This is a genomic window from Sedimentibacter sp. (assembly GCF_032080165.1).
In the GTDB taxonomy this organism is placed as follows: domain Bacteria; phylum Bacillota; class Clostridia; order Tissierellales; family Sedimentibacteraceae; genus Sedimentibacter.
Genome location: NZ_DAMASY010000007.1, coordinates 134,422 through 157,801 on the forward strand (window position 1 = coordinate 134,422; position 23,380 = coordinate 157,801).

General features: G+C 33.3%; 20 protein-coding genes. 19 read left to right on the plus strand and 1 reads right to left on the minus strand.

The window, feature by feature from the left end; genetic code table 11:
* The first annotated feature begins 19 nt into the window (after positions 1-19).
* Genes RT412_RS11365 through RT412_RS11380 form a run of 4 tightly spaced genes read left to right on the plus strand, consistent with a single transcriptional unit; the run spans position 20 to position 3,260 of the window.
* Positions 20-874, plus strand: a complete 855-nt coding sequence (locus tag RT412_RS11365; RefSeq protein ID WP_313346696.1) for a branched-chain amino acid ABC transporter permease — start codon at positions 20-22, stop codon at positions 872-874.
* Positions 868-1,854 (plus strand): branched-chain amino acid ABC transporter permease, encoded by a 987-nt coding sequence (locus RT412_RS11370; RefSeq protein ID WP_313346693.1) that lies wholly within the window; start codon positions 868-870, stop codon positions 1,852-1,854. The genes RT412_RS11365 and RT412_RS11370 overlap by 7 nt, the downstream gene beginning before the upstream one ends.
* The gene (locus RT412_RS11375) at positions 1,835-2,578 is read left to right on the plus strand and encodes an ABC transporter ATP-binding protein (RefSeq protein WP_313346691.1); all 744 of its coding nucleotides are present in this window, start codon (positions 1,835-1,837) and stop codon (positions 2,576-2,578) included. The genes RT412_RS11370 and RT412_RS11375 overlap by 20 nt, the downstream gene beginning before the upstream one ends.
* Complete coding sequence (locus RT412_RS11380; protein ID WP_313346688.1) at positions 2,556-3,260, plus strand: ABC transporter ATP-binding protein; 705 nt, start codon at positions 2,556-2,558, stop codon at positions 3,258-3,260. Before RT412_RS11375 ends, RT412_RS11380 begins: the two co-directional genes overlap by 23 nt.
* Here RT412_RS11380 and RT412_RS11385 read toward each other — a convergent pair.
* Entirely contained in the window at positions 3,249-4,667 is a 1,419-nt protein-coding gene (locus RT412_RS11385; protein ID WP_313346685.1) for a HAMP domain-containing sensor histidine kinase, read from the minus strand. The two genes, RT412_RS11380 and RT412_RS11385, sit on opposite strands and share 12 nt — an antisense overlap.
* 225 nt (positions 4,668-4,892) lie before the next feature.
* Here RT412_RS11385 and RT412_RS11390 point away from each other — a divergent pair, with 225 nt between their 5' ends.
* The 15 genes from RT412_RS11390 (at position 4,893) to RT412_RS11460 (ending at position 23,378) form a co-directional block, all read left to right on the plus strand.
* On the plus strand, positions 4,893-6,173 hold the full coding sequence (locus tag RT412_RS11390) for an ABC transporter substrate-binding protein (protein ID WP_313346682.1): 1,281 nt from the start codon (positions 4,893-4,895) through the stop codon (positions 6,171-6,173).
* 156 nt (positions 6,174-6,329) lie between these two features.
* A complete protein-coding gene (locus tag RT412_RS11395) occupies positions 6,330-7,841 on the plus strand; it encodes a GGDEF domain-containing phosphodiesterase (RefSeq protein ID WP_313346679.1) in 1,512 nt (503 codons plus the stop codon).
* 127 nt (positions 7,842-7,968) lie between these two features.
* Complete coding sequence (locus tag RT412_RS11400; RefSeq protein ID WP_313346676.1) at positions 7,969-8,997, plus strand: S-layer homology domain-containing protein; 1,029 nt, start codon at positions 7,969-7,971, stop codon at positions 8,995-8,997.
* Between the two features lie 136 nt (positions 8,998-9,133).
* Complete coding sequence (locus tag RT412_RS11405) at positions 9,134-10,105, plus strand: LCP family protein (RefSeq protein ID WP_313346674.1); 972 nt, start codon at positions 9,134-9,136, stop codon at positions 10,103-10,105.
* Between the two features lie 51 nt (positions 10,106-10,156).
* Positions 10,157-10,618 carry a small multi-drug export protein gene (locus RT412_RS11410; RefSeq protein WP_313346672.1) on the plus strand — a complete coding sequence of 154 codons (462 nt, stop codon included), beginning with the start codon at positions 10,157-10,159 and terminating at the stop codon, positions 10,616-10,618.
* Between the two features lie 233 nt (positions 10,619-10,851).
* Positions 10,852-12,711, plus strand: a complete 1,860-nt coding sequence (locus tag RT412_RS11415; RefSeq protein WP_313346669.1) for an O-antigen ligase family protein — start codon at positions 10,852-10,854, stop codon at positions 12,709-12,711.
* Positions 12,712-12,729: 18 nt separating this feature from the next.
* Positions 12,730-14,634 carry a nucleoside-diphosphate sugar epimerase/dehydratase gene (locus tag RT412_RS11420; RefSeq protein WP_313346666.1) on the plus strand — a complete coding sequence of 635 codons (1,905 nt, stop codon included), beginning with the start codon at positions 12,730-12,732 and terminating at the stop codon, positions 14,632-14,634.
* Positions 14,635-14,738: 104 nt separating this feature from the next.
* Positions 14,739-15,854 (plus strand): DegT/DnrJ/EryC1/StrS family aminotransferase, encoded by a 1,116-nt coding sequence (locus RT412_RS11425; RefSeq protein ID WP_313346664.1) that lies wholly within the window; start codon positions 14,739-14,741, stop codon positions 15,852-15,854.
* Between the two features lies 1 nt (position 15,855).
* On the plus strand, positions 15,856-16,839 hold the full coding sequence (locus tag RT412_RS11430) for an ATP-grasp domain-containing protein (protein ID WP_313346661.1): 984 nt from the start codon (positions 15,856-15,858) through the stop codon (positions 16,837-16,839).
* Entirely contained in the window at positions 16,833-17,504 is a 672-nt protein-coding gene (locus RT412_RS11435; RefSeq protein WP_313346658.1) for an HAD-IA family hydrolase, read from the plus strand. Before RT412_RS11430 ends, RT412_RS11435 begins: the two co-directional genes overlap by 7 nt.
* A 22-nt stretch (positions 17,505-17,526) precedes the next feature.
* On the plus strand, positions 17,527-18,768 hold the full coding sequence (locus RT412_RS11440) for a polysaccharide pyruvyl transferase family protein (RefSeq protein WP_313346655.1): 1,242 nt from the start codon (positions 17,527-17,529) through the stop codon (positions 18,766-18,768).
* A gap of 24 nt (positions 18,769-18,792) precedes the next feature.
* Positions 18,793-19,428 carry a sugar transferase gene (locus RT412_RS11445; RefSeq protein WP_313346652.1) on the plus strand — a complete coding sequence of 212 codons (636 nt, stop codon included), beginning with the start codon at positions 18,793-18,795 and terminating at the stop codon, positions 19,426-19,428.
* A gap of 144 nt (positions 19,429-19,572) precedes the next feature.
* Positions 19,573-20,841, plus strand: a complete 1,269-nt coding sequence (locus tag RT412_RS11450) for a glycosyltransferase family 4 protein (protein WP_313346649.1) — start codon at positions 19,573-19,575, stop codon at positions 20,839-20,841.
* A gap of 1 nt (position 20,842) precedes the next feature.
* Positions 20,843-22,180 carry a UDP-glucose/GDP-mannose dehydrogenase family protein gene (locus RT412_RS11455; RefSeq protein ID WP_313346646.1) on the plus strand — a complete coding sequence of 446 codons (1,338 nt, stop codon included), beginning with the start codon at positions 20,843-20,845 and terminating at the stop codon, positions 22,178-22,180.
* Positions 22,181-22,193: 13 nt separating this feature from the next.
* Positions 22,194-23,378 carry a DegT/DnrJ/EryC1/StrS family aminotransferase gene (locus RT412_RS11460; RefSeq protein ID WP_313346643.1) on the plus strand — a complete coding sequence of 395 codons (1,185 nt, stop codon included), beginning with the start codon at positions 22,194-22,196 and terminating at the stop codon, positions 23,376-23,378.
* Positions 23,379-23,380 lie beyond the last annotated feature (2 nt).

Here is a 23,380-nt window from a genome sequence, read left to right on the forward strand (position 1 = left end):
CAAAAATAAAGGAGGAATTATGTTAGGGCAAATTATAAGCAACGGAATATTAATGGGATTTATATACAGCTTAGTTGCCGTTGGCTTAACCTTGACCTGGGGCGTTATGGATGTTACAAATTTCGCTCACGGTGAAATGTTAATGCTGGGCATGTATTCTGCATTTTGGATGTTTCAGTTGTATTCAATAGACCCGCTGTTATCAATACCTATAAGTGCAGCGGTTATATTTGTCTTAGGAGTTTTAATATATAAGCTGATAATTAAAAAGGTATTAGGAGGAAGCGGTTTGACTGCTCTTCTTGCTACATTCGGATTAAGTATGTTTTTAAAGAATTTAGCACAATTTTTGTGGAGTCCAAATTACAGATACATTAACGGTGCAATGGTAACTGACAATAAAATAGTGATAGGAAACATAATATTGGGTATGCCTCAGGTTGTGGCAGCAATCGGAAGCATTGTAATGACCCTGATTATAATATATTTTATGAATAAAACGAAGACAGGAAAAGCAATTCAGGCAACTGCTCTAAGCCGGGATACCGCATCACTTATGGGAATAGATACTGACAAAATTTATGCCATAACCTTTGGACTTTCAGGTGCATGCGTCGGCGTGGCAGGAGCTTTAATGTCATCATTTTTTCCAATATATCCTCAATCGGGAGCACTTTACAGCATACTTGCCTTCGTTATAGTGGCACTCGGAGGGTTCGGAAATATTAAAGGTGCACTGTTTGCCGGTTTAATAATCGGATTGACGGAGGCAGTGGGCGGTTATTTCTTAGGAACACAATTTAAATATGCACTTGTATTTTTAATTTATTTAATCGTTATACAAGTAAGACCAAAGGGGTTGTTCGGATGGTAAAGAATAAGAAGACATTAATCATAATTATAGCTGCGTTAGCAGTATTGCCTTTAATTTTTAAATCGGACAGCTTCCATAATATTATGGTGCTGCTGCTTATATATGCTACACTTGGGGAGGCCTGGAACATTATTACCGGCTTCGCAGGTCAAACATCATTCGGACATGCGGCATTTTTTGGTATAGGTGCATACACCTCGTCCGTTCTTTTTTATAAATTTGATATAAGTCCGTGGATGGGTATGTTTGTAGGAGCAATATTTGCAGCTGCGGTTGCCTTAATTATAAGCTACCCGACCTTCAGATTAAAGGGAAGTTATTTCGCAATAGCAACTTTGGCCGTTGCCGAAATTATTAAACAATTATTTGTAAGCTGGAAATTTGTAGAGGGTGCAACCGGGATTTCACTTCCCATAGTTAATGACAGCTGGCTTTGCATGGAATTTCATACTACAAAGCTCCCATACATCTATATTGCATTGGGATTGTTTGCGATTGTGATATTTGTATGTAACTACATCGAAAATTCAAAGACAGGATTTTATTTGAAAGCTATCAGAGAAAGTCATGAGGTAGCCGAATCCATAGGAATTAATACGACAAATTATAAAACATTGGCAATGGTTATAAGTGCGTTCATTTCTGCATTTGCCGGCTCATTGTATGCTCAGTATGTATTGTATATAGATCCGTTTATGATTTTTACTTTGGATATATCGATTAAAATAGTTCTTTTGACGGTTTTGGGCGGTATAGGCAATATTTACGGACCGTTAATCGGTGCTTCCATACTTATACCTCTATCAGAAATCACCAGAGTAAAATTAGGCGGTACAGGCAGAGGAATAGACTTAATGATATTTGGTTTGCTGGTAATATTTGTTGCATGCTATCAGCCGAAAGGAATTATCGGCTTGGTAAACAAAGTAGCGAAGAAATTTAAAAAGGAAGGTGAAGGAAATGTTGAAGCAAATTCTTAACATAGATAGTATAACTATGAAATTCGGCAGCTTGGTTGCTAATGAAAATGTATCCTTTACCATTCATGAAAATGAAATAGTTAGCTTAATAGGACCAAACGGAGCCGGAAAAACCACTCTTTTTAATTGTATAACAGGATTTTATCAGCCATTTAGCGGAAAAGTTACCTACAAGGATAAGGATATCACCGGTTTTACTGCCTACGAAATATGCAGATTAGGAATTACAAGGACATTTCAGATAGTTCAGACGTTAAAGGAAATGACTGTTGAAGAAAATATAATGACAGGTGCATTTCTTCATACAAAAAGCAGAAAAGAGGCCGAGCGTATTACATCAGAAATTATGGAATTGACAGACCTTACCAAAAAGAAAAATGTTCTTGGAGGAAGCTTGACCATAGTTGATAAAAAACGAGTTGAAATAGCGAGAGCTTTAGCGACTAAACCGCAAATACTTATGTTGGATGAGTGTATGGCAGGGCTTAATCAAACAGAAATCAAGGATGTAATGAATCTTTGCTTAAAGCTTAAAGAAAGCGGGCTTTCACTCCTGATAGTCGAGCACATAATGGAAGCGATAATGCCTATATCCGACAATATTGTGGTTTTAAATGCCGGTAAAAAAATTGCCGAAGGTATACCTTCGGACATTGTTAATAACGACGAAGTAATAAAAGCTTATTTGGGGGATAAATATCATGCTAAAAGTCAAAAATCTTAAAGTTGGATATGATAATGTTCCTGTTATCTTTGATGTATCCTTTGAAGTAAGAGAAAAAGAAGTAGTATCAATTGTCGGTTCAAACGGAGCCGGCAAATCAACCATTTTAAGAACTGTTTCGGGATTGTTGAAGCCGATGAACGGAGAAATAGAGTTTTTGGATGAAAGGATAGATAATCTGAAACCGAATAAAATAGTTGAGAGAGGTATATCTCATGTGCCGGAGGGCAGACATGTTTTTGGCAAGCTAAGTATAAAAGATAATTTAATGATGGGTGCATACATCTTAAAATCAGAATCAGAAAAAAACAAAAAGCTGTCTGAGGTGTATGAAATATTTCCTAAGCTTAAAGAAAGAGAAAATCAAAAGGCAGAAACATTGAGCGGCGGAGAACAGCAGATGCTTGCAATAGCCAGAGGGCTTATGTCAAATCCAAAACTGTTAATGGTAGATGAAATGTCTCTCGGACTTGCTCCTCTGATGGTGGAAACAGTTATGCAGGCATTAAAATATGTAAGCTCAACAGGACTTACTGTTTTACTGGTTGAACAAAAGGTTCAGGAAGCATTGGAAATAGCCGATAGAGGATACGTAATTCAAAACGGCAGAATGGTAATTGAAGGTACGGGCGAAGAGCTGATGGAAACAGACATAGTTAAAAAAGCATACTTAGGTTTGTAGTTCAAACCAAAAAGTACAGCCGTTTCCCTTCCTGTTTATTATGCCATATTCGGCATTGTGAAGCTTTAAAATGCTTTTAACTATTGACAGACCAAGTCCCGTGCCTGAAACAGGGCGGGACTTGTATTCATTTGCCCTGTAAAATCTATCCCAAATTTTTTCTTCTTTATCTGATGGTATTCCGTCGCCTGAATCGGTAATTTCAAATCTGATTTTACTATCTGCTTTTCTGACAGATATAAATACTTTTTTATCATCGCCGGTATAATTTATTGCATTGGAAATAAGATTGTAAAGTATTTGATGAAACTTTTTATTATCGACTGAAGCTTCTAAATCCTCTTCACAATGCAGAATAAAAGTATAACCATCATTGGAATGCATATCGCTGAATGTTTTGATTATATTTTTAGTCACCTGAGTAATATTTACACAGGAAAATTCCAATTGGCTTGTACCTGATTCGTATTTAGATAAATCCAATATATCATTAACCAAATCAGTGAGCCGGTTTGACTCATTAATTATAACGTTAAGGTGTTGTTCCCTTTTTACGGGGTTAGAGCCGGATAAATCTCTTATCATTTCAGCATATGACTTAATCAATGTAAGAGGTGTGCGAAGCTCATGAGAAACATTAGATATTAATTCTCTCCTCAGCTTATCGGTTTTAGACAGCTCATTTGTGGCATAGTTTAAAGAATCGGCTAATTTATCAATTTCAGCGTAGACACCGCCTTCAAAGGTTATATCGTAGTTACCTGTAGCTAATTGACCGGCTGTATCCGTAAGCTGAGATATTGGTTTAGCTAATCTGAATGAGATAATCAGCGATAATATAACAGCAAATATTAAAGATATTATTGTGATTAAAACTAATTGTTCCTTTAAAACCGAGGCAGTATTATCCATGGAAGCAAGCTGTGAAAAGATATATATATAAATATCCTTGCTTTCGGTTTCGCCTTCTTTCAAAAACATGCCGTAAACCATGTATTGAGAGCCGGAGGTGCTTGGATTATCCACTACCTTGAAAATTTCGTTAGTGTAGGTTTCGACGTACGGCTCAGAAAACAATATAATATCAATGGGGTCCGGATTAGAGAGCTGTAATAATGACGAAGCCAAATTAGCAATGCCGTCTCTGTTAAATATACGAACAGGCATGCTGTCATAGTTGGTTTTTCTGTAAATATTGCCGTGGAAATTTTCGGTCTTATATTCAGAAATTAAAACATTACCTATATTTCTTATTTCACGCTCTTTAAATTTTAAATAAAATTGATTAAAGAATACAATTTGAAACAACCACATAAGCATGGCAATAAAAATTATTAAAAAAACAAAGTAAAACCAAATATTATATTTTAAACCGTGTTTCGCAGGCATTATATTATATTTTTTCATAAGAAAACCTCTTTATATTTTGTCATCCTGAACAAAGCGAGGAATCTCCCTGTGGTTTGTGTCATTCCGAGCATAGAGAGTAATCTCCCTGATTATTCAAGTATACCACAAAATCCATGCAGGGAAAACATTTTTCTTTCCAATTTCAATACACTATGTTATAATATGTGTGCTAACCATAAAGTAGATTTATGTCATTAGCAAGTTGCAAGGAGAGACGTCATCATGAAAGATAATATTAAAATAAGCTTAATAATTATTATGACAATTATTTTTTTAATAGCATTTATAAATATTAAAGGTTTTGATATCATTGCAGATGAAAAGGATGAAACCGTTAAAATCGGTGTCTTGCTTCCTTTGACAGGACCGGCAGAGCCGACCGGTACAAAGCTTAAATACGCTATCGAGGTGGCAGGGGAAATAATAAACGGCAAACACGATGTAGATTTTGCTTTAGGTTCGACAGAAGGTCTTCCTGATTTTAATAATAAAAAAATAGAATTTATATATACAGATCATAGAGCAAATCCTGAAACAGCAAGGACTGAAGCAGAAAGGTTAATAAAAGAAGAGAATGTTGCCGCACTGATAGGAGCATATCATAGTTCCGCAACCAAGACAGCAAGTCAGGTAGCTGAAGAGTATAAGATACCTTTTCTTGCGGGATCATCAAGCTCCGCATCCTTAACAAACAGAGGTTATAACTATTTTTACAGAATTGCCCCCAATGATGATATGGAAACGGAATTTTTCTTTGAGTATATAGCATATCTGAATAAAAGCTTCGACGCAGGCATAAAAACCATAGGAGTAGTATATATAGACAACGAATATGGAATTCACGCTGCTGAAATGGTAGATAAGTGGCTTGATGAAAAGTATGGAGAACAGGGATTTGAAATAGCTGCTAAGGTTATATATTCAGAAGATTTGTTAGATATAGATGATGGTATCAAGAAAATAAAAGAAGCAAATCCTGACGTTATATTTCAGGCATCATATATTGAGGATGTAACACAGTTTGTGAAAAAATATAAGGAAAACAATATAGTTCCAAAAGCCGTTTTGAACTATTGCGGAGGTTTCCAGGACCCTGTGTTTATAGACAATTTAGGAGATGACGGTAATTATTTTTCCGGTTCAAGCGCAAGCATGCCGGCAATATTTAAAAACAGCGAATCAGAAAATTTAATTAATGAACTTTATAAGCAAAAATCAGGTGAAGATATTGACGGTCCGGCATTGGAGGAATTTGCATCAGCCATGATAATTGCTGATGCAATCAATACTGCCGGTTCAACAGACAGCGATGAAATTGTTAAAGTTTTAAAAACCAAGAGCTTTCAAACACCGTACTTCATATCAAGAAGCATTAGGTTCAATGAAAACGGTCAGAACTCTCAGACAATTTCATTTATGGTTCAGATACAAGACGATAAGTATGAAGTAGTGTGGCCAATGGAAATTCAAGAAAAACAACCGCAGATTCTAAACAAGAATTAAACGCTGGGTCAGACACCCGGCGTTTTTACAAATCCCCCCAAATTAATTTGCAAATCTGCCGAAATATATGCAGACGACCCAAATCTATGATTTGGTGCCGGTCGTTTATCCTGAATGAAATGTTGGGCATATGAGTGGGGTATAGGGAGTGTATATATGTATAAGAAGTTAATAAAATTAATGAAAAATATTGCGATAAAAAACAATATAGTTTTGTGGATGAGTTTTGTATTATTACAAATTGCTGTAATAGGACCGTTCACGCCTTACGCAGCGACAAATGCCATGCAGCCGACGGCATTGTGGGTATTTAGAATTATTATATCCATAGTGATTGTTTTAATTGTGGGCAAGCTGTCGGAAAAAGCAGACAAATTTAATGAATTAGAAAAAAAGAAAGCATATGAGGATGTTACAACAGGTTATCACAATTTAAATAAGCTAAAGGTTGATTTAAACAGTGAAATCAGCAGTAAAAAATACTCAAGCATATCAATAATATTATTTAAATATGAAAATATGGATATGATCAGGCAATATGTAAATTTTGAAGTAGGAGACAAATCATATATAAAGCTGCATGAAATTGCAGGGGAATTTTTTTGCGATATATGCGTTTATTCTGCCTATGGGAACAAAATAGTTATAATGCTGCCGGGATATAATATAAATGATGCATATAGTTTAGCCAAGAAATTTATACAACAAACAAAAAACCCTATATACATAGATGATTTACCTATTTCACCTGTTATTAAGGCAGGTATAGTAAATTATCCGTTACATGAAACAAACGTAGACAATATAATCGTTATGCTCGGCAAGTCATTGAAATTGTCTGATATGACTCACAACGACGTAATGATTTATGATGATATGGCAGAAAAAGATAAAGAAAGATATTATCAGGACCTTGTTTCGCTGTATCATGCATTAAAAGGCAACATGTTTAAAATGCATTATCAACCTATAGTAAACGTAAAAACAAATCAGGTTGAAAGTGCTGAAGCATTGCTTAAATGGAATGACTCTAATCACAATAATATGTCAATAGCTGAGCTGATTAAAATAGCAGAAGATGCCGGTTTCATCAATGAAATAACTAAGTGGGTTATAAAAAATGTAATAGATCAAATAAAAATATGGAATGGTAAGGGTATAGAAATACCTGTTTCCATAAATGTTTCGGCAAGAGATTTATCAGATGATACATTCATAGATTATGTAAAGGATTGTATATCAAAAAATAACATAAAGCCAAAAAACATACAGTTTGAATTAACTGAAAGATCCATTATAAACGACGGAGAAACCGCTGCTAAGACGTTGAAAAGCTTAAAACACATGGGTATCAAAATATCTCTTGATGATTACGGAACCGGACACAATTCATTAAAGAACTTGGTTGATTTTGCAGATAAATTCGACTATTTAAAAATAGATAAAATTTTCATAGATAAAATCATAAAGGACGAAAAATTAATCATAGTTGATTATATTATCAATGCCGCCCATCGCCTCGGAATAAAGGTCGTCGCGGAAGGTGTTGAAATGATAGAACAAATAGAAACACTTAAAACTGTTGACTGTGACATGATACAAGGATTCTATTACTCCATACCCCTCTCACCGGAAGAGTTGGAGGAGTATTTATTAATATTTCCTTAATAATGAGCAAATACCCTGTTTTTTTGTATTGAAATTAACGAACCCAATATTATTGGGCTTTTTTAATTTTGTAATAGTCAATTATTTATTAATTGATTATATAAATACAACAAAAGGAGGATATTGGATGTTTAAAAGAAAAACAGCATTAACCCTGATACTCGCTATGCTGCTGACACTTCTGATGCCAAGTTTCGCCTTCGGTGCCGATTATTCTGGTCACTGGGCTGAAAACACCATACAGAAGTGGTTTGACGGCAATAAGCTGAAAGGGTATGAAGACGGTTCATTCAGACCGGATTCACAAATTACAAGAGCAGAATTTATGACAATGGTAAACAATGCATTTGAATATACTGAAAAGGAAACAATTAATTTCCGTGATGTAAATTCAAATGACTGGTATTACCCGGAAGTACAAAAAGCTGTAAAAGCCGGATATTTGATGGGTTATGAGGATAACACAGCAAGACCGGATAACAAGATCAGCAGACAGGAAGCCGCACTGATTATTGCAAGAATCAAAGAACTAAGTGATTATGCTTCGGGAGTAAATGTATTTAATGACTCTTCTCAAATAGCAACCTGGGCTAAGGGTGGAGTCGGTGCTATAGCAAGAGCAAAATACATGATTGGCTATGAAGACAATACCTTCAGACCTGTCAGATTTATATCCAGAGCAGAAGCTTTGGTAATTATCGACAGGTCTTACGAAGAAGAAACACCAACTGAACCAACCGAACCAACTACACCACCTAATGGCGGTAGTGGTGGCGGCGGTGGTGGTGGTGGCGGCGGTACAGTAACAACCGCTGCAGCAATAATCACAAGCTTTAAAATTGAAGATGAAAATGGATTAACCTTTGATGTTACAACGCCATCAGCAGTAACAACAGGTTCGGTTCTGTTTACAACAACTTCATCAGCCATCACAATTACTGCAATTACAACACCAAACAACGCAATAATTGATGTTAAAATAACTCCACAATTATCACCATCATCAGTTACTACTTTATCTGCGGTAAACGGTGTAATAAGTATTGACTTAGACGAAAACGATGAGTATTTAATTGAGTTAACAGTGTCAAGCCCGCAAATAGGCAATACAGTGTATACTGACACTACCTATAAATTCATTGTGAAAAAAGAGTAATTTGCAGCAAACTAAACAAGACCACCGGCTTGCCTGTGGTCTTGTTTACTTAGGTGTCAATCAAAAAACAGTTGATAATATAACTCCATAATAATATAATAATAAAATGACTATATAAATATAGGTGTAGTGAGAGATGGAAAAATTAAAGAAAATTTTATTAAATAAAAAAAATTTCACAGTGGCTTTTTCAACTTTAATAATAATATTAATAATAATCAGCTTATATGTAAATTCATTGTTAAATAAAATCAATCGCAATGAAAAACCGCCTGTTATAGATTCTGCTCATAATGACAGTGTAACAAGCAGGAACGGTAAACCAAGAGTTGATAAAAATGATATAGTTACCGAAGAGGATAAAGATATCATCAATATTCTTTTAATCGGCAAAGATATAAGCTCCGGAGAAGAAAGCTCCAGGTCCGATTCAATGATTATTGCCACAGTAAATAATAAAAGCAATTCTATAAAATTGACATCTCTTATGAGGGATATGTATGTAGAGATTCCCGACTATGCCGACAATAGAATCAATGCTGCTTATGCTTTTGGAGGAATGGATCTTTTGACTGAAACAGTAACTGAAAATTTCCATGTAGGAATTGATGGATGTGTAGAAGTAGATTTTGCCGGTTTTGAGAAAATAATAGATAAAATAGGCGGAGTAGATATAGATTTAAACATAGATGAAGCATACTATCTGAGCAGCATAAGCGGACTAAATTTGAAGTCGGGAACAAACAACCTGACGGGAGAAACGGCTTTAAAATATGTCAGAATCAGATACATCGGACATGATGATTATGAACGCACAGAGCGTCAACGAAAAGTGCTTGTTGCAGTATTTAACAAACTAAAGGATTCGAACATAAAAACTTTATTAGATATTGCAGATGACATTTTGCCTCTTGTAACAACCAATCTGACAAGCACGCAAATATTAGGACTTGCAACAAATGTGATTCTCATGGGTGTTTCAGATATAGAAACATACCGTCTACCGGCAGACGATGCATTCATTCCTGCTACAGTCAATGATATGTCGGTACTTGTTCCCGACTTGCAGAAAAACAGAGAACTACTAAAGGAATATATAGGATATTAAGTCGTCCTGAGTGCTCTGTCATTCTGAACGCAGTAGAGAATGGAGACATAAATGCTTATACTAAACGAATTTAAAGTAATATTTACCGCAGCACTTCCCATAGTGGAGGTAAAGGGAGCAATACCGGTAGGGATAGCCTTGGGTATGTCACCCATCCATGCTACCATACTTGCTTTTTTGGGAAGCATCCTTCCGGTACCGATAATTTTATTTACAATAAGACCCATTTTTAATTATTTAAAGGAAACAGTGACCTTCAAAAAAATCATACATAAGCTCATACACAAATCCTTGAACAAAAGCGGCAATGTCAAGAAGTACGGATACTGGGGACTGTTTATTTTTGTTGCAATCCCACTGCCCGGTACGGGAGTATGGACCGGAAGCCTTATTGCCTCACTGCTCGACTTGAGATTTAAGTACGCCTTTCCCACAATTGTAATCGGAAATCTCGTTGCATCAATATTCATAATGACTTTAAGCTTTGGAGCTGTAAGTATATTTGGATGGTAAACTCAGATATAATAGCCGCCGACCGTGTCATTCTGAACCGAAGGTGGAAAATCTCAGAATTTCAAAAGATGATATCCTTCGCTTACGCTCAGGCTGACAAATTGTTGGGTAACTGTGAATAGTAACAACTTACAGTTATTGCAAATATAAACTTTCACAAAAAGCATTGCAACATACGGTATAAGGTGTTACAATATTATACGACAAATAAAGACCATATGCGGGGTATTACTGTGAAAATCAAAAAACAAAACATAGAAAGCAAAACAAAAAATGTAATTACCATAGATTATGAAAATAAAAAATTGTCAGTTTTTTATTTCTTACCACTATTATTAATAGCAGGCTTTGTACCTTTAATAGTATACGCAAAATACGTTGATCTTACAGGTACAACTCAAGCATTATATTGGACAGGTCAGCGCCAGTACCTGGATTTCTTCAGCTACTGGAAATCATGGTGGGTAGTTGCTTTAACAACGATCGCACTTTTATTTTATATAATACTTTATTTACAAAAAAAACTGCCCTTAAAAAACCTAAAGCAATACTATATACCTCTCGGTATCTACGCACTATTCGTGATAATATCAACCATGTTTGCAATAGACAAACCGACAGCTCTATGGGGTTTTGTTGATATGTACCAAGGTATGTTTGTACTGCTAAGCTATGTACTTTTAACATTCTTAACAATAAACTTTGTTAACAACAAAAGAGATGTAAATTTGTTTGTCAATGCCTTTTTGTTTTTGATGATAATAGAAGGAATTATAGGTGTAGGACAATATTTTGGTTTTGATTTCTTCCAAACAGAAATAGGTAAATCTCTAATCATACCGGGAAACTTAGTTGTAGAAGATCTATCATTTTCCTTCGGACCTAAAACAATATACGGTACATTGTTTAATACAAACTTCGTAGGCAGTTTTGCTACATTGATGCTGCCGTTATCAGTTGCATTTCTGTTGGGGGCAAATACTAAAAAACAGAGAATTATTTCAGGGATAGCTGTATTGCTGATGTTATTTGTTTGGATAGGTTGTAATTCGAGAGCTGGGTATCTTGGCGTTGCAGTAGCAAGTATATTTGCTTTGTGGTTGTTCAGGAAGGTTATAAAGAAACATTGGAAAGTATCAATTGGACTACTTGCTGTAATGGTGGTAATGTTAGTTGGATTAAATGTTGTTTCTGATGGAGCATTATATAGTAGATTGAAAACTTTTAATATTGTTGAACAAATAAATAAAATTAAAGAAAAAAATGAAACAGACTTTAAGTTTGAAAACATAGAATTGGGGAAAGATTCTATTTCTATAAAAACCAACAGACAAATTTTAAATTTGAAAATAGAAGAAGATAAACTATATTTTTCGGATAAAGATTATAATGAATTATCTATAACACAAACTGGAAACAAAATTAAAATAAATCGAATAAATGATAAAGATGATTATTGGGAAATTAATAATTTTACAATCTCAAAAAATTATCCTGGACTAACTTTAACAACTCACTGGGGATGGGGAAATATTAATTTTTACTTTGCTCAAGATGGAATAAAAATATTAGGTTCAGGTGGAAGAATAGTAGACCCCATGGTAGCAGACAGATTTGAACCGTTAGATGGATTAGAAAGATTTATGTCCGGCAGAGGATATATATGGAGTAGAACAATTCCGTTGCTTAAAACGTTTATAATAAAAGGTGCAGGAGCAGATAACTATCCAATAGCATTTCCCCAAGATGACTTTGTAGCTAAGCTAAGAAACGGTTCAAATGCGAATTTAGTAATTGACAAACCACACAATATGTATATGCAAATAGCTGTAAATACCGGATTTATTTCCTTGATAGCATTAATAGTTATATGGGGAATATATATTATTAACAGTTTAATATGGTATAGCAAAACAATATTTGATTCATTAGATAAAATTATCGGAGCAGCATGCTTTGTTAGTATAATAGGATACTTAGTTGCTGCAATGTTTAATGACCATATTGTATCCGTATCACCATTATTTTGGATAGTACTTGGTATAGGTATAAGTATAAATATAAGATTGCAGAGTAAAAGTACTGAAGCATAAATAAGAATTGAGGCTAAAATGGCAAGAATATATAAAGATTTATACAATATATTAAATAAATATCGCAAATTAATACTTGTGCTTATTGATACTTGCATAGCAGTATTATCATACTTAATGCCATATGTTGTAAGTGGTATACATCCAATAAAAATAGATTTTTTCAAAGAGCAGTTTCTAATTTTTACGTCAATTTATATAGGTGCTTTTATAGTAATGGGTGTATATAAAAATATGTGGAGGTATGCAGGTATAGAAGATATATTTCAATGTCTTAAAGCGTCTGTTGTTGGGAACATTCTGTTTTTTGCAGTGACTATATTATTTAGAATACCTGTCAGATACTATGTATATCCTGTAGTATTTCCTGTATCAAGCTTTTGCACCATGGCAGTAAGAATTGTCTACAGGGCAATTTTGATACTTGGAGATAAGAATACAAAGAAATTAAGTCATTATACAAATATAATGATAGTTGGTGCGGGACAGGCTACGTCAGCTATATTAAATGAAATAGACAGAAATAATCCTAATAATTATATAGTAAGATGTATAGTTGATGATGATGAAACCAAGGTAGGCAGGAGTATTAACTCAGTTCCTATTGTATCTTTAACAGAAAACATACCTTTGATGGTAAAAAAATATAAAATTGAAGAAATAATACTATCAATTCCTTCAATAGATAAAGAAAACAAAAAGCGTATTTTGGATATATGTTCAACTACAAAATGTAAATTAAAAATATTACCTGAAGTATACAGCCTGCTTACAAATGACATGGATGTAATGGCTAAAATCAGAGATGTGCAGGTAGATGATTTGCTAGGTAGGGAACCTATAAACTTAGACTGTGAATTAACTAAGAAATATATTAATAATAAAACTGTTCTTGTTACAGGAGGCGGAGGTTCTATAGGCTCAGAATTATGCAGGCAAATATCATCATATTTACCTAAAAAATTAATTATTCTCGATATATATGAAAATAATGCATATGATATACAGCAAGAATTAATAAGAGCATATGGAGATGTCTTAGATATAGAGGTTGAAATTGCCTCTGTTAGGGATAAGAATAAATTAGATAAAATATTTGAATCAAAAAATATTGACATAGTATTTCATGCAGCAGCACATAAGCATGTTCCGTTAATGGAAAAAAATCCTGAAGAAGCAATAAAAAACAATGTTATTGGAACCTATAATGTTGCTCAGACATCTGATGAATATAATGTCGAGAAATTTGTTCTTATATCTACTGATAAGGCGGTTAATCCTACTAATGTTATGGGAGCAACTAAAAGAATTGCCGAGATGATAATTCAATCATTTAACAAACACAGTGAAACTGATTATGTAGCTGTACGATTTGGCAATGTATTGGGTAGTAACGGTTCTGTAATTCCATTATTTAAACAACAAATTAAAGCAGGTGGACCTATTACCGTCACTCATGAAGAAATAACCCGTTATTTCATGACTATACCTGAAGCTGTCCAACTTGTTCTTAGATCTTCATCTATGGCAAAGGGCGGAGAAATATTCGTTTTAGATATGGGAGAGCCGGTTAAAATAAAAGACTTGGCATACAACTTAATCAAGCTTTCTGGGTTAGAACCGGAAGTCGACATAAAAATAGAATACACCGGACTTAGACCGGGAGAAAAACTATATGAAGAATTACTAATAACTAATAATGAAAATCAAATTAAAACTGATATAGATAAAATTTTCATAGAACGACCTACAAAATTTGATGAACAAGAACTATTTGAATTAATTAAGGAATTAGAACAAGCAGCACATGATTTAGATGTTGACAGAATAATATTTTTAATAGAAAAATTAGTACCGACATATAAAAGAACAACTAACGAGAAATCAGAGGCAATTAATTGCTTAATCGGTCACCCAAACTGAGATGAAAAAATTTACAAGATGTCATTCTGAGTCGTAGGCGAAGAATCTCATAATTTTATTGTCATCCCGAGCAAAGCGAGGGATCTCATTGAAAGGGATAAACTATGAATAAAAAGATTTATTTATCTTCACCACACATGAGTGATGAAGGATATGAAATGCAGTATATTAATGAAGCTTTTGAAACTAATTGGATTGCTCCGTTAGGGGCTAATGTAGATGGATTTGAGAATGAGCTATCCAATAAAGTAGGAGCAAAACATGCAGCTGCTCTATCATCCGGAACAGCAGCAATTCATATGGCGTTGAAGGCAATAGGTGTTGGCGAAGACGATATCGTGTTCTGTTCCACTCTCACTTTTTCTGCTACAGCCAATCCGATTATCTATCAGAATGCAACTCCTGTATTTATCGACAGTGATTATGAAACGTGGAATATGGATCCAAAGGCATTAGAGACAGCCTTCAAGAATTATGGTAACAAGGTAAAGGCTGTTTTAGTTGTACATTTATATGGTCTGTCTGCTGATATGGATAAGATTATGGAGATTTGCAATAGATATGATGTAACTGTCATCGAGGATGCAGCTGAGTCTTTGGGCACTTATTATAAAGGAAGACATACTGGAACCTATGGTAAGTTTGGTGTGTTCTCATATAACGGAAATAAGATTATCACTACTTCAGGTGGCGGCATGCTTGTTTCTGATGATGAAGAGAAGATTAAGAAAGTTAGGTTCTGGTCTACTCAATCAAGAGATGCAGCGAGGCACTACCAGCATAGCGAATTAGGTTTCAATTACCGGATGAGTAATGTAGTTGCTGGGATTGGTAGAGGGCAGCTCAAGGTGTTAGACCAGAGAGTAGCTAAAAAGAAATATATATTTGAATTTTATAAGAAGGAATTAGGTCAATTAGAGGGTGTAGATTTCATGCCGATCAACGACTGGAATGAGCCGAATTACTGGTTAAGTGTAATGACATTAAAAGGGAAAGTTAGACCTTTAAATGTTATGGAAGCACTAGAGAAAGAGAATATCGAGTCAAGACCTGTATGGAAGCCTATGCACATGCAGCCATTCTTTGCTAAGTATGATCATGTCGGTGGCAATGTTAGTGAGAAGCTGTTTGCGAATGGTGTGTGCTTGCCATCTGATACGAAGATGGCAGATGAAGATCTTGAGAGAATAGTAAAAATAATAAAAGGGCAGTGGACGTAATATGAGAGAAATTAATATTTTAATATTAAGTGCAGGTAGAAGAGTAGAGTTAGTACAAAGCTTCCAAAAAGCGGCCAAGAGATTGAATATTAAGAGCAATGTTTTAGCTGGAGATTGTTCTGAGACTGCACCAGCTATTTATTTTGCAGATAAAAAAGTGATTTTACCTAGTATTAATGAGCCTAACTATATAGATGAGATTATTAATGTTTGTAAGAAAGAGGATGTTAAGTTAGTTGTTCCTACAATTGATACTGACTTGTTACTCTTGTCTGAAGAGAGAGAAAGAATAGAATCTGAATCTGGCGCTGTTGTGTTAATATCTAGTACTGAAGCGGTGTCTATTTGCAGAGATAAAATCAATACGCAAAAGTTTCTTGAAGAAAACGGGTTTAAAATTCCTAAGATGTACTCTGAGGAAGAATTAGATTCTAAAAATATACAATTCCCATTATTTATTAAACCAAAGTCAGGAAGTTCAAGTATCAATACTTTCAAAGTAAACAATTTAGAAGAATTGAATACCTACAGATTCTTAATAAAGGAGCCTATAGTTCAGGACTTCATGGAAGGAAAAGAATTTACAGTTGATGTTTTTTTAGATTTTAATGGGGATTTAATCACCGTTGTTCCAAGACTAAGAATGGCAACACGAAGCGGTGAAATCTCTAAGGGAAAGATTGTTAAAGATAATGAAATTATTGAAGATATAAAAAGGCTTGTTAAGATATTAAAGCCTATCGGTCATATTACAGTACAACTAATGAAAACAAATAAAGGTATTAAATATATTGAGATCAATCCTAGATTTGGTGGCGGTGCACCAATGAGTATTCAAAGTGGTGCAGACTCTTGTGAAAATCTATATCGTTTGTTAAGGGGAGAAAAGATAGAATATAACGAAAATTATCGAGATAATATTATGTTCTTTAGATTTGATAATAGCATATGTGTAGATGGAAACATGGAGATTATCCAATGGTAAAGGCAGTAATTTTCGATTTAGACGACACATTAATTTCTGAAAAAGAATATATAAAAAGTGGATACCGTCATATTGCTGCGATTGTTGAGAAGAGATTCGGTGTTGACAAAAATCAAGTATTTGTTGATTTAATGAGTATCTTTAGAGTTAGTCATCAGAATGTATTTAATAGACTTTATGATAAATATCAAATTGAGTATTCTAAAGAAATGATACTTGATTTAGTTAACGAGTACAGAGGACATTTACCAGACATTCATTTATATGATGACGTTTTACCTTGTATTTCGGAGTTGAAGAGATTAGGAATTAAAGTTGGTATTATTACTGATGGATATGCTATAGCACAACGTCAGAAACTAAAAACCGTTCGAGCAGATGAATACTTTGATGAAATAATTGTAACGGATGAACTTGGACGAGATTATTGGAAGCCACATCCTAAGGCTTTTGAACTTATTAGAGAGAAATTAGAAGTTAATTTTGATGAGATGATTTATGTAGGAGATAATCCAGAGAAAGATTTTCACATCAGAACTATTTATCCTATTAAAACGTTCAGAATTATGAGACAGGATTATGTACACTCCTCGAAAACCTACTATCAATCCATAGAAGAAGATTTTAGAATTAAGTCGATAGAAGAGATAAAAAGCTATTTATGATTCTATATTAGAGGTGTCTAAGATGATAGAAAAAAGGAAAATTGGATTTACAGGACCTTTTGCAGATGTCAATTTTGGTGATTATGCTATGGTTGTAAACAACATATATGATTTGGAAATAAGTGATATAGTTTTATTTTCTTATGATTCGCCATTCCTGAATACTATAAAAAAAGATTATTTATCTAATTTCAACATCAATATAGTAGATGTGAAATTCAAAGATAAATTTAATATCGCTGAAGAAAGCAAAACTAGAATACTAACACCAATAGATATTTTACATAATCTCTTAAATTATGATGAAATTGCGTCTGTTATGAGTGATCTTGATGTTTTAGTTGTTAATGGTGGAGGATACTTCAACAGTTTGTGGAGCATGCCACATCGAATTGAGAGATTGTTAAAGATTATTGCTCCGATATTAGTTGCGAATAATCTTAACAAGAGAGTTGTCTTTACGGGTAATAGTTATGGTCCGTTTACCGATGATGCTGAATTTTTCGGATGTACTTTTAATGCGTTAAAAAATTCTGTAATAGGTTCAAGAGATAATCTACTGTCTCCAATGTGGGCAAGTCAAATAGGTATTGACAAAGACAGAATTGAGTTTATTCCAGATGATTTTTTTATTGTAAATGAGAAATTAATTAATAAAGATCTTAGGAGACCAATAAAACTTGAGAGATATATAGTTATGGAAACATTTTTACCTATAGATTTCATCAAGAAAAATATTCAATTATTTAAGAAGTTTTCTCATAATATTCATCAAAAATTTGGTTTAAGTATATTATTTCTTCCCTTTAATCTTAAACATGGGGGGATGGATCAAGCTTTATATTTTGAATCAACACTTAGCAATTATACTTATTTTGATATTGATTCGATAGGCTACTTACCTATTGAAGATGCTACTGAATTGATAAAAAAGGCAGAGTTAGTTATTAGCTCTAGATACCACGCATTAGTAGTGGCTTTATCAGTTGAAACTCCAATAGTAAGTGTACTAAAAGATGTATTGGGCGATAAAAGGTATTATTACAATAAAAATCTGGGCATGTTGAACCAAGCATTAAATGGCATTGATTTTGATGAAAGAGACTATTTGAGATTAGATTATTTAGAAGCTTTGGATTTTATATCAGAACACTTTGAACACATCACTCGTGTTCAAAGAAATAACTATAATTATTTGTATGAAAAAAACATGGAGAAATTAAAGCAAAAGAGGAAATCCTTCCTCGACCGGAACATTAAATAATTTATTAAAGACGGAGCGATAAATATGTATCAACAATTTTTTAAACGTTTCATAGATGTAACTGCAAGTGGAATAGGTCTTATATTATTATCCCCAATTTTTCTTATAGTCATTATTTTAATTAAAATCGATTCAAATGGATCGGCACTATTTACTCAAAAGAGAGTTGGGAAAGAAGGCAAAGAATTTAAAATTTTTAAATTTAGGACGATGCTGACTTTCGAAGACAGCTTTTATCCTGATGGGTCACGAATCGAAAACTATGACAGAATAACTAAAGTGGGGAATATACTTAGAAAAACTAGCATTGATGAATTACCTCAATTAATCAATATTTTCATTGGGAATATGTCAATAGTAGGTCCTCGTCCAACACTATCATATCAAGTCGAAAAGTATGATGATAATCAAGTAATAAGATTGAAAGCGAAGCCTGGATTAACAGGACTCGCGCAAGTTAATGGGCGTAATAGTTTAAGCTGGGAGCAGAAAATACAATATGATATAGATTACGTTGATAATATAACATTTTTAAATGATTTAAAGATCATTTTAAAGACTTTTGTCGTTGTATTTAAAAGTGAAAAGATTGAGTTTGTTGCTCACGATGAAATAAGCAAGCATGCAGGAGATGTTATAGACGATGTTTCCAAGACATAAAATAAAACAACTTATAGCACAATTATTGATCAATCAAATACACTTGCAATGTTATTGAATAAATTACTGTAGATTATTACAAGCAAAAATTTTGAGTTATTAGAATTAATTTAACTACATGGACTATATAAGGAGAAAATGCATATGCACGCTAGGAAAATATGGATAATAAACCATTATGCTACAAATATGTATTTCAATAAAGGTGGGCGACATTATTGGTTTGCTAAAAATTTAATTGACAGAGGCTATGATGTAACAATTTTCTGTGCATCTACAAGACATAATTCATCAGAATGCATAAACATGAGGCAAAATAATTATTTAATCCAATCAGTTGAAGGAATAAAATTTGTATTCATTAAAACTCATAGTTATATTAAAAATAGTATAAAACGCATCCAAAATATGGTGGACTTTTACAAAGGATTACTTTCTATATCAATAAAATATGGAGACCAAAATGGAAAACCAGATGTAATTATAGCTTCAAGTGTGCATCCGCTAACATTAGTAGCAGGAATAAAGATTGCAAAAAAGTTTGGCGTGCCTTGTATATGTGAAGTTAGAGATTTATGGCCGCTTACTTTAGTTGAAATGGATAAAATTACTGACAGGAATTTTATTACTAAAATTTTATATAAGTTTGAACATTATATTTATAGAAAGGCTGACAGCATAATCTTTACCATGGAAGGAGGAAGAGATTATATTTTAGATAAAGGATGGGATGATATAGATTTGTCAAAGGTCTATCATATAAATAATGGTGTTGATTTATATAACTTCAAGGAAAAACAAGTATCAGAAGCTTTTGAAGATATAGATTTTGATAACGAACGTATTTTTAAAGTAATATACACAGGGTCAATAAGAGCTTTTAATAATATTGAAACTATAGTTAATGTTGCAAGATTAATGAATAAACAAGATTTTAAAGATATTAAGTTTATTATATATGGGGATGGGGATGATAGAAAATATTTAGAAGTAATATGTAATGAAGAACATTTACAAAATATTGTGTTTAAGGGAAGTGTGAATAAAAAATATATTCCATATATATTAGGAAAATCGAATTTGAATTTACTAATATATAATGATAAAGTAAGCGTGTTCAAATATGGAGGTAGCCAAAATAAATTGTTTGAATATTTTGCTTCTGGCAAGCCAATAATTTCTAATATAAAAATGAATTACGATCTAATTGAAAAATACAATTGTGGCTTCTCTATCAAAAATGGAGATGTTGAAGAAATAGCAGCGAATATATTGAAATTTTATAATATGACAAAGCAAGAATATGACATTTACAGAGAGAATTCAATAAAAGCAGCACAAGATTTTGATTTTGAAAAACTTACTGATAAGTTAGAAGAAGTAATAAGAGATACTATTAGGAAGGTAAATTAAGATGCAAATAGGTATAATAGGTACAGGATATGTTGGATTAGTACAAGGTGTTATTCTATCTGAATTTGGTATGAATGTAACATGTATGGATGTTTCAAAAGAAAAAATTGATATGTTGAACAAAGGTGAAACACCAATATATGAGCCGGGATTGCAGGAAGTATTGCAAAAAAATATTAAGTTGAAAAGGCTTATGTTTACAACAAATGTCATTGAAATGGTACGTAAAAGCGAAGTTATTTTTATTGCCGTTGGAACACCATCCAATGAAGATGGAAGTGCGGACTTGCAATATGTTTTACAAGCTGCGAAAGATATAGCATCGAATATGGATGAATATAAGGTTATTGTAACAAAATCAACAGTTCCTGTAGGAACGGGAAAGAAAATCAAATCAACTGTGAGAGAGATACTGAAAGAAAGAGAAGTTAATTATGATTTTGATGTTGTTTCTAATCCTGAATTTTTGAGAGAAGGAAAGGCAATGAAGGATTGCTCGAATCCTGACAGAATAGTAATCGGAACAGAGCCAGAAGCCGAAAAAGCAAGAAAAATAATGGGGGATGTATATGGATTATTTAATATTAATCAGCCTCCTATTATTTATACAAATATAGAAACTGCAGAAATGATAAAATATGCTTCTAATGCTTTTTTAGCAGTTAAAATTTCATTTATAAATGAAATGGCATTATTGACAGAAAAGGTTGGTGCTGATGTACAAGAGGTGGCACGTGCAATGGGAATGGATGGAAGAATATCGCCTAAATTTTTACATGCCGGACCGGGGTATGGAGGAAGTTGTTTTCCGAAAGATACAAAGGCGATTGTAGATATAGCAAAACAGTACAACGAAGAAATGAAAATAATACAAGCTGCTATAGATGCAAATGAAAAACAAAAAACGAAAATGTTAAATAAGATTATATCAGCGATGGGCAATAACGGAAGTTTGGAAAATAAGATAATAGGAGTTCTGGGATTGTCATTTAAGCCTGAAACGGATGATATGAGAGATGCTCCTTCTATTGATATTATAACAGGATTGATCCAAGCTGGAGCAAAGATACAGGCATACTGTCCTCAAGGAATGACAGAATCTAAATGGAGGCTTAAAAATCTGGAGAAAAATATTAAATATATGGAAAATGAATATGAGGTTTCAAAGGATGCGGATGCTATGGTTATAATAACTGAATGGGCTCAATTTAGGGGATTAGATTTAGACAGGATTAAATATAATATGTCTGATAATTATTTTTTTGACCTCAGAAACATATATGCAAAAAAGAAAGATGAAATGAATAAACTATTTAAATATAATGCCGTTGGAATTTAGGAGATGATGAAGCATGGAAAATAAAATACCTTTAATGAACTTACAAAGACAGTATGATAATATAGAAAATGAAATAAACAGTGAAGTTTTACAAGTCTTAAAATCAGGCAAGTATATAATGGGGGACAATGTAAAACAATTTGAAAAAGAATTTGCTGAATATTTGGGAGTAAAACATGCTATATCTGTTGGCAACGGAACAGATGCTTTGATAATAGCATTAAAAGCAATTGGAGTTAGATCTGGCGATGAGGTAATCACTTGTGCTATGAGTTTTTTTGCCACTGCTGAAGCAATTGCAATGGTTGGCGCTATTCCGGTATTTGTTGATTGTACTAAAGATACATATGTGTTAGACTATACAAAAATTGAAGAAAAAATAACAGACAAAACTAAAGCAATAATACCGATACATTTATATGGGCAATGTGCGGATATGGATGAGATAAATGCTATCGCTAAAAAGTATAATCTGAAGGTCATAGAAGATGCTGCACAAGCTGCAGGCGCGGAGTATAAAAATAAAAGGGCGGGCAATTTAGGTGATATTGCTTGTTTTTCATTTTTCCCAACCAAAAATTTGGGCTGTGCAGGAGATGGAGGAATCATTACTACCAATAATGATAGTTATGCAAAAATATGCAAAGCTTACAGAGCACATGGAAGTGGACTTGATGGCAAATATACTTACAATATTCTAAATAATATAAAAGAAGATTTGAATGATACCGATTTCAATGGGAATCAACCCAAGTATTTTAATTATGTAGTTGGTCACAATTCCAGACTGGATGAAATTCAGGCTGCGATACTTAGAGTTAAATTAAAATATTTAGATGAATGGAATGAAGTAAGGATACACATAGCTGGTTGTTATAGTGATAAAATAGAGAATCAAGATATTGTTTGCCCTTTAAAGGGGAAAAATAACAAACATATATATTATGTTTATGTAATAAAAACAAATCATAGAGATAAATTAAGATTGTATCTTGAGTCATATGGCATAACAACAGGTATATATTTTCCTGTACCACTTCATATGCAGGAAGTGTTTAAGTATTTAAACTATAAATTGGGAGACATGCCTAATGCAGAAGAAATTTCAGAAAAATCATTAGCTATTCCTATGTTTGCTGAACTGACAAATTTGGAACAAGATCAAGTGATAAAATTTATTAATGACTTTGAGGGATAAAC

What these genes read in the sequence shown, in the direction of transcription:
- RT412_RS11365 (WP_313346696.1), top strand. Translation starts at nt 20, where the DNA reads ATGTTAGGGCAAATTATAAGCAACGGAATATTAATGGGATTTATATAC.
- RT412_RS11370 (WP_313346693.1), top strand. Translation starts at nt 868, where the DNA reads ATGGTAAAGAATAAGAAGACATTAATCATAATTATAGCTGCGTTAGCA.
- RT412_RS11375 (WP_313346691.1), top strand. Translation starts at nt 1,835, where the DNA reads ATGTTGAAGCAAATTCTTAACATAGATAGTATAACTATGAAATTCGGC.
- RT412_RS11380 (WP_313346688.1), top strand. Translation starts at nt 2,556, where the DNA reads ATGCTAAAAGTCAAAAATCTTAAAGTTGGATATGATAATGTTCCTGTT.
- RT412_RS11385 (WP_313346685.1), bottom strand. Translation starts at nt 4,667, where the DNA reads ATGAAAAAATATAATATAATGCCTGCGAAACACGGTTTAAAATATAAT.
- RT412_RS11390 (WP_313346682.1), top strand. Translation starts at nt 4,893, where the DNA reads ATGAAAGATAATATTAAAATAAGCTTAATAATTATTATGACAATTATT.
- RT412_RS11395 (WP_313346679.1), top strand. Translation starts at nt 6,330, where the DNA reads ATGTATAAGAAGTTAATAAAATTAATGAAAAATATTGCGATAAAAAAC.
- RT412_RS11400 (WP_313346676.1), top strand. Translation starts at nt 7,969, where the DNA reads ATGTTTAAAAGAAAAACAGCATTAACCCTGATACTCGCTATGCTGCTG.
- RT412_RS11405 (WP_313346674.1), top strand. Translation starts at nt 9,134, where the DNA reads ATGGAAAAATTAAAGAAAATTTTATTAAATAAAAAAAATTTCACAGTG.
- RT412_RS11410 (WP_313346672.1), top strand. Translation starts at nt 10,157, where the DNA reads ATGCTTATACTAAACGAATTTAAAGTAATATTTACCGCAGCACTTCCC.
- RT412_RS11420 (WP_313346666.1), top strand. Translation starts at nt 12,730, where the DNA reads ATGGCAAGAATATATAAAGATTTATACAATATATTAAATAAATATCGC.
- RT412_RS11425 (WP_313346664.1), top strand. Translation starts at nt 14,739, where the DNA reads ATGAATAAAAAGATTTATTTATCTTCACCACACATGAGTGATGAAGGA.
- RT412_RS11430 (WP_313346661.1), top strand. Translation starts at nt 15,856, where the DNA reads ATGAGAGAAATTAATATTTTAATATTAAGTGCAGGTAGAAGAGTAGAG.
- RT412_RS11435 (WP_313346658.1), top strand. Translation starts at nt 16,833, where the DNA reads ATGGTAAAGGCAGTAATTTTCGATTTAGACGACACATTAATTTCTGAA.
- RT412_RS11440 (WP_313346655.1), top strand. Translation starts at nt 17,527, where the DNA reads ATGATAGAAAAAAGGAAAATTGGATTTACAGGACCTTTTGCAGATGTC.
- RT412_RS11445 (WP_313346652.1), top strand. Translation starts at nt 18,793, where the DNA reads ATGTATCAACAATTTTTTAAACGTTTCATAGATGTAACTGCAAGTGGA.
- RT412_RS11450 (WP_313346649.1), top strand. Translation starts at nt 19,573, where the DNA reads ATGCACGCTAGGAAAATATGGATAATAAACCATTATGCTACAAATATG.
- RT412_RS11455 (WP_313346646.1), top strand. Translation starts at nt 20,843, where the DNA reads ATGCAAATAGGTATAATAGGTACAGGATATGTTGGATTAGTACAAGGT.
- RT412_RS11460 (WP_313346643.1), top strand. Translation starts at nt 22,194, where the DNA reads ATGGAAAATAAAATACCTTTAATGAACTTACAAAGACAGTATGATAAT.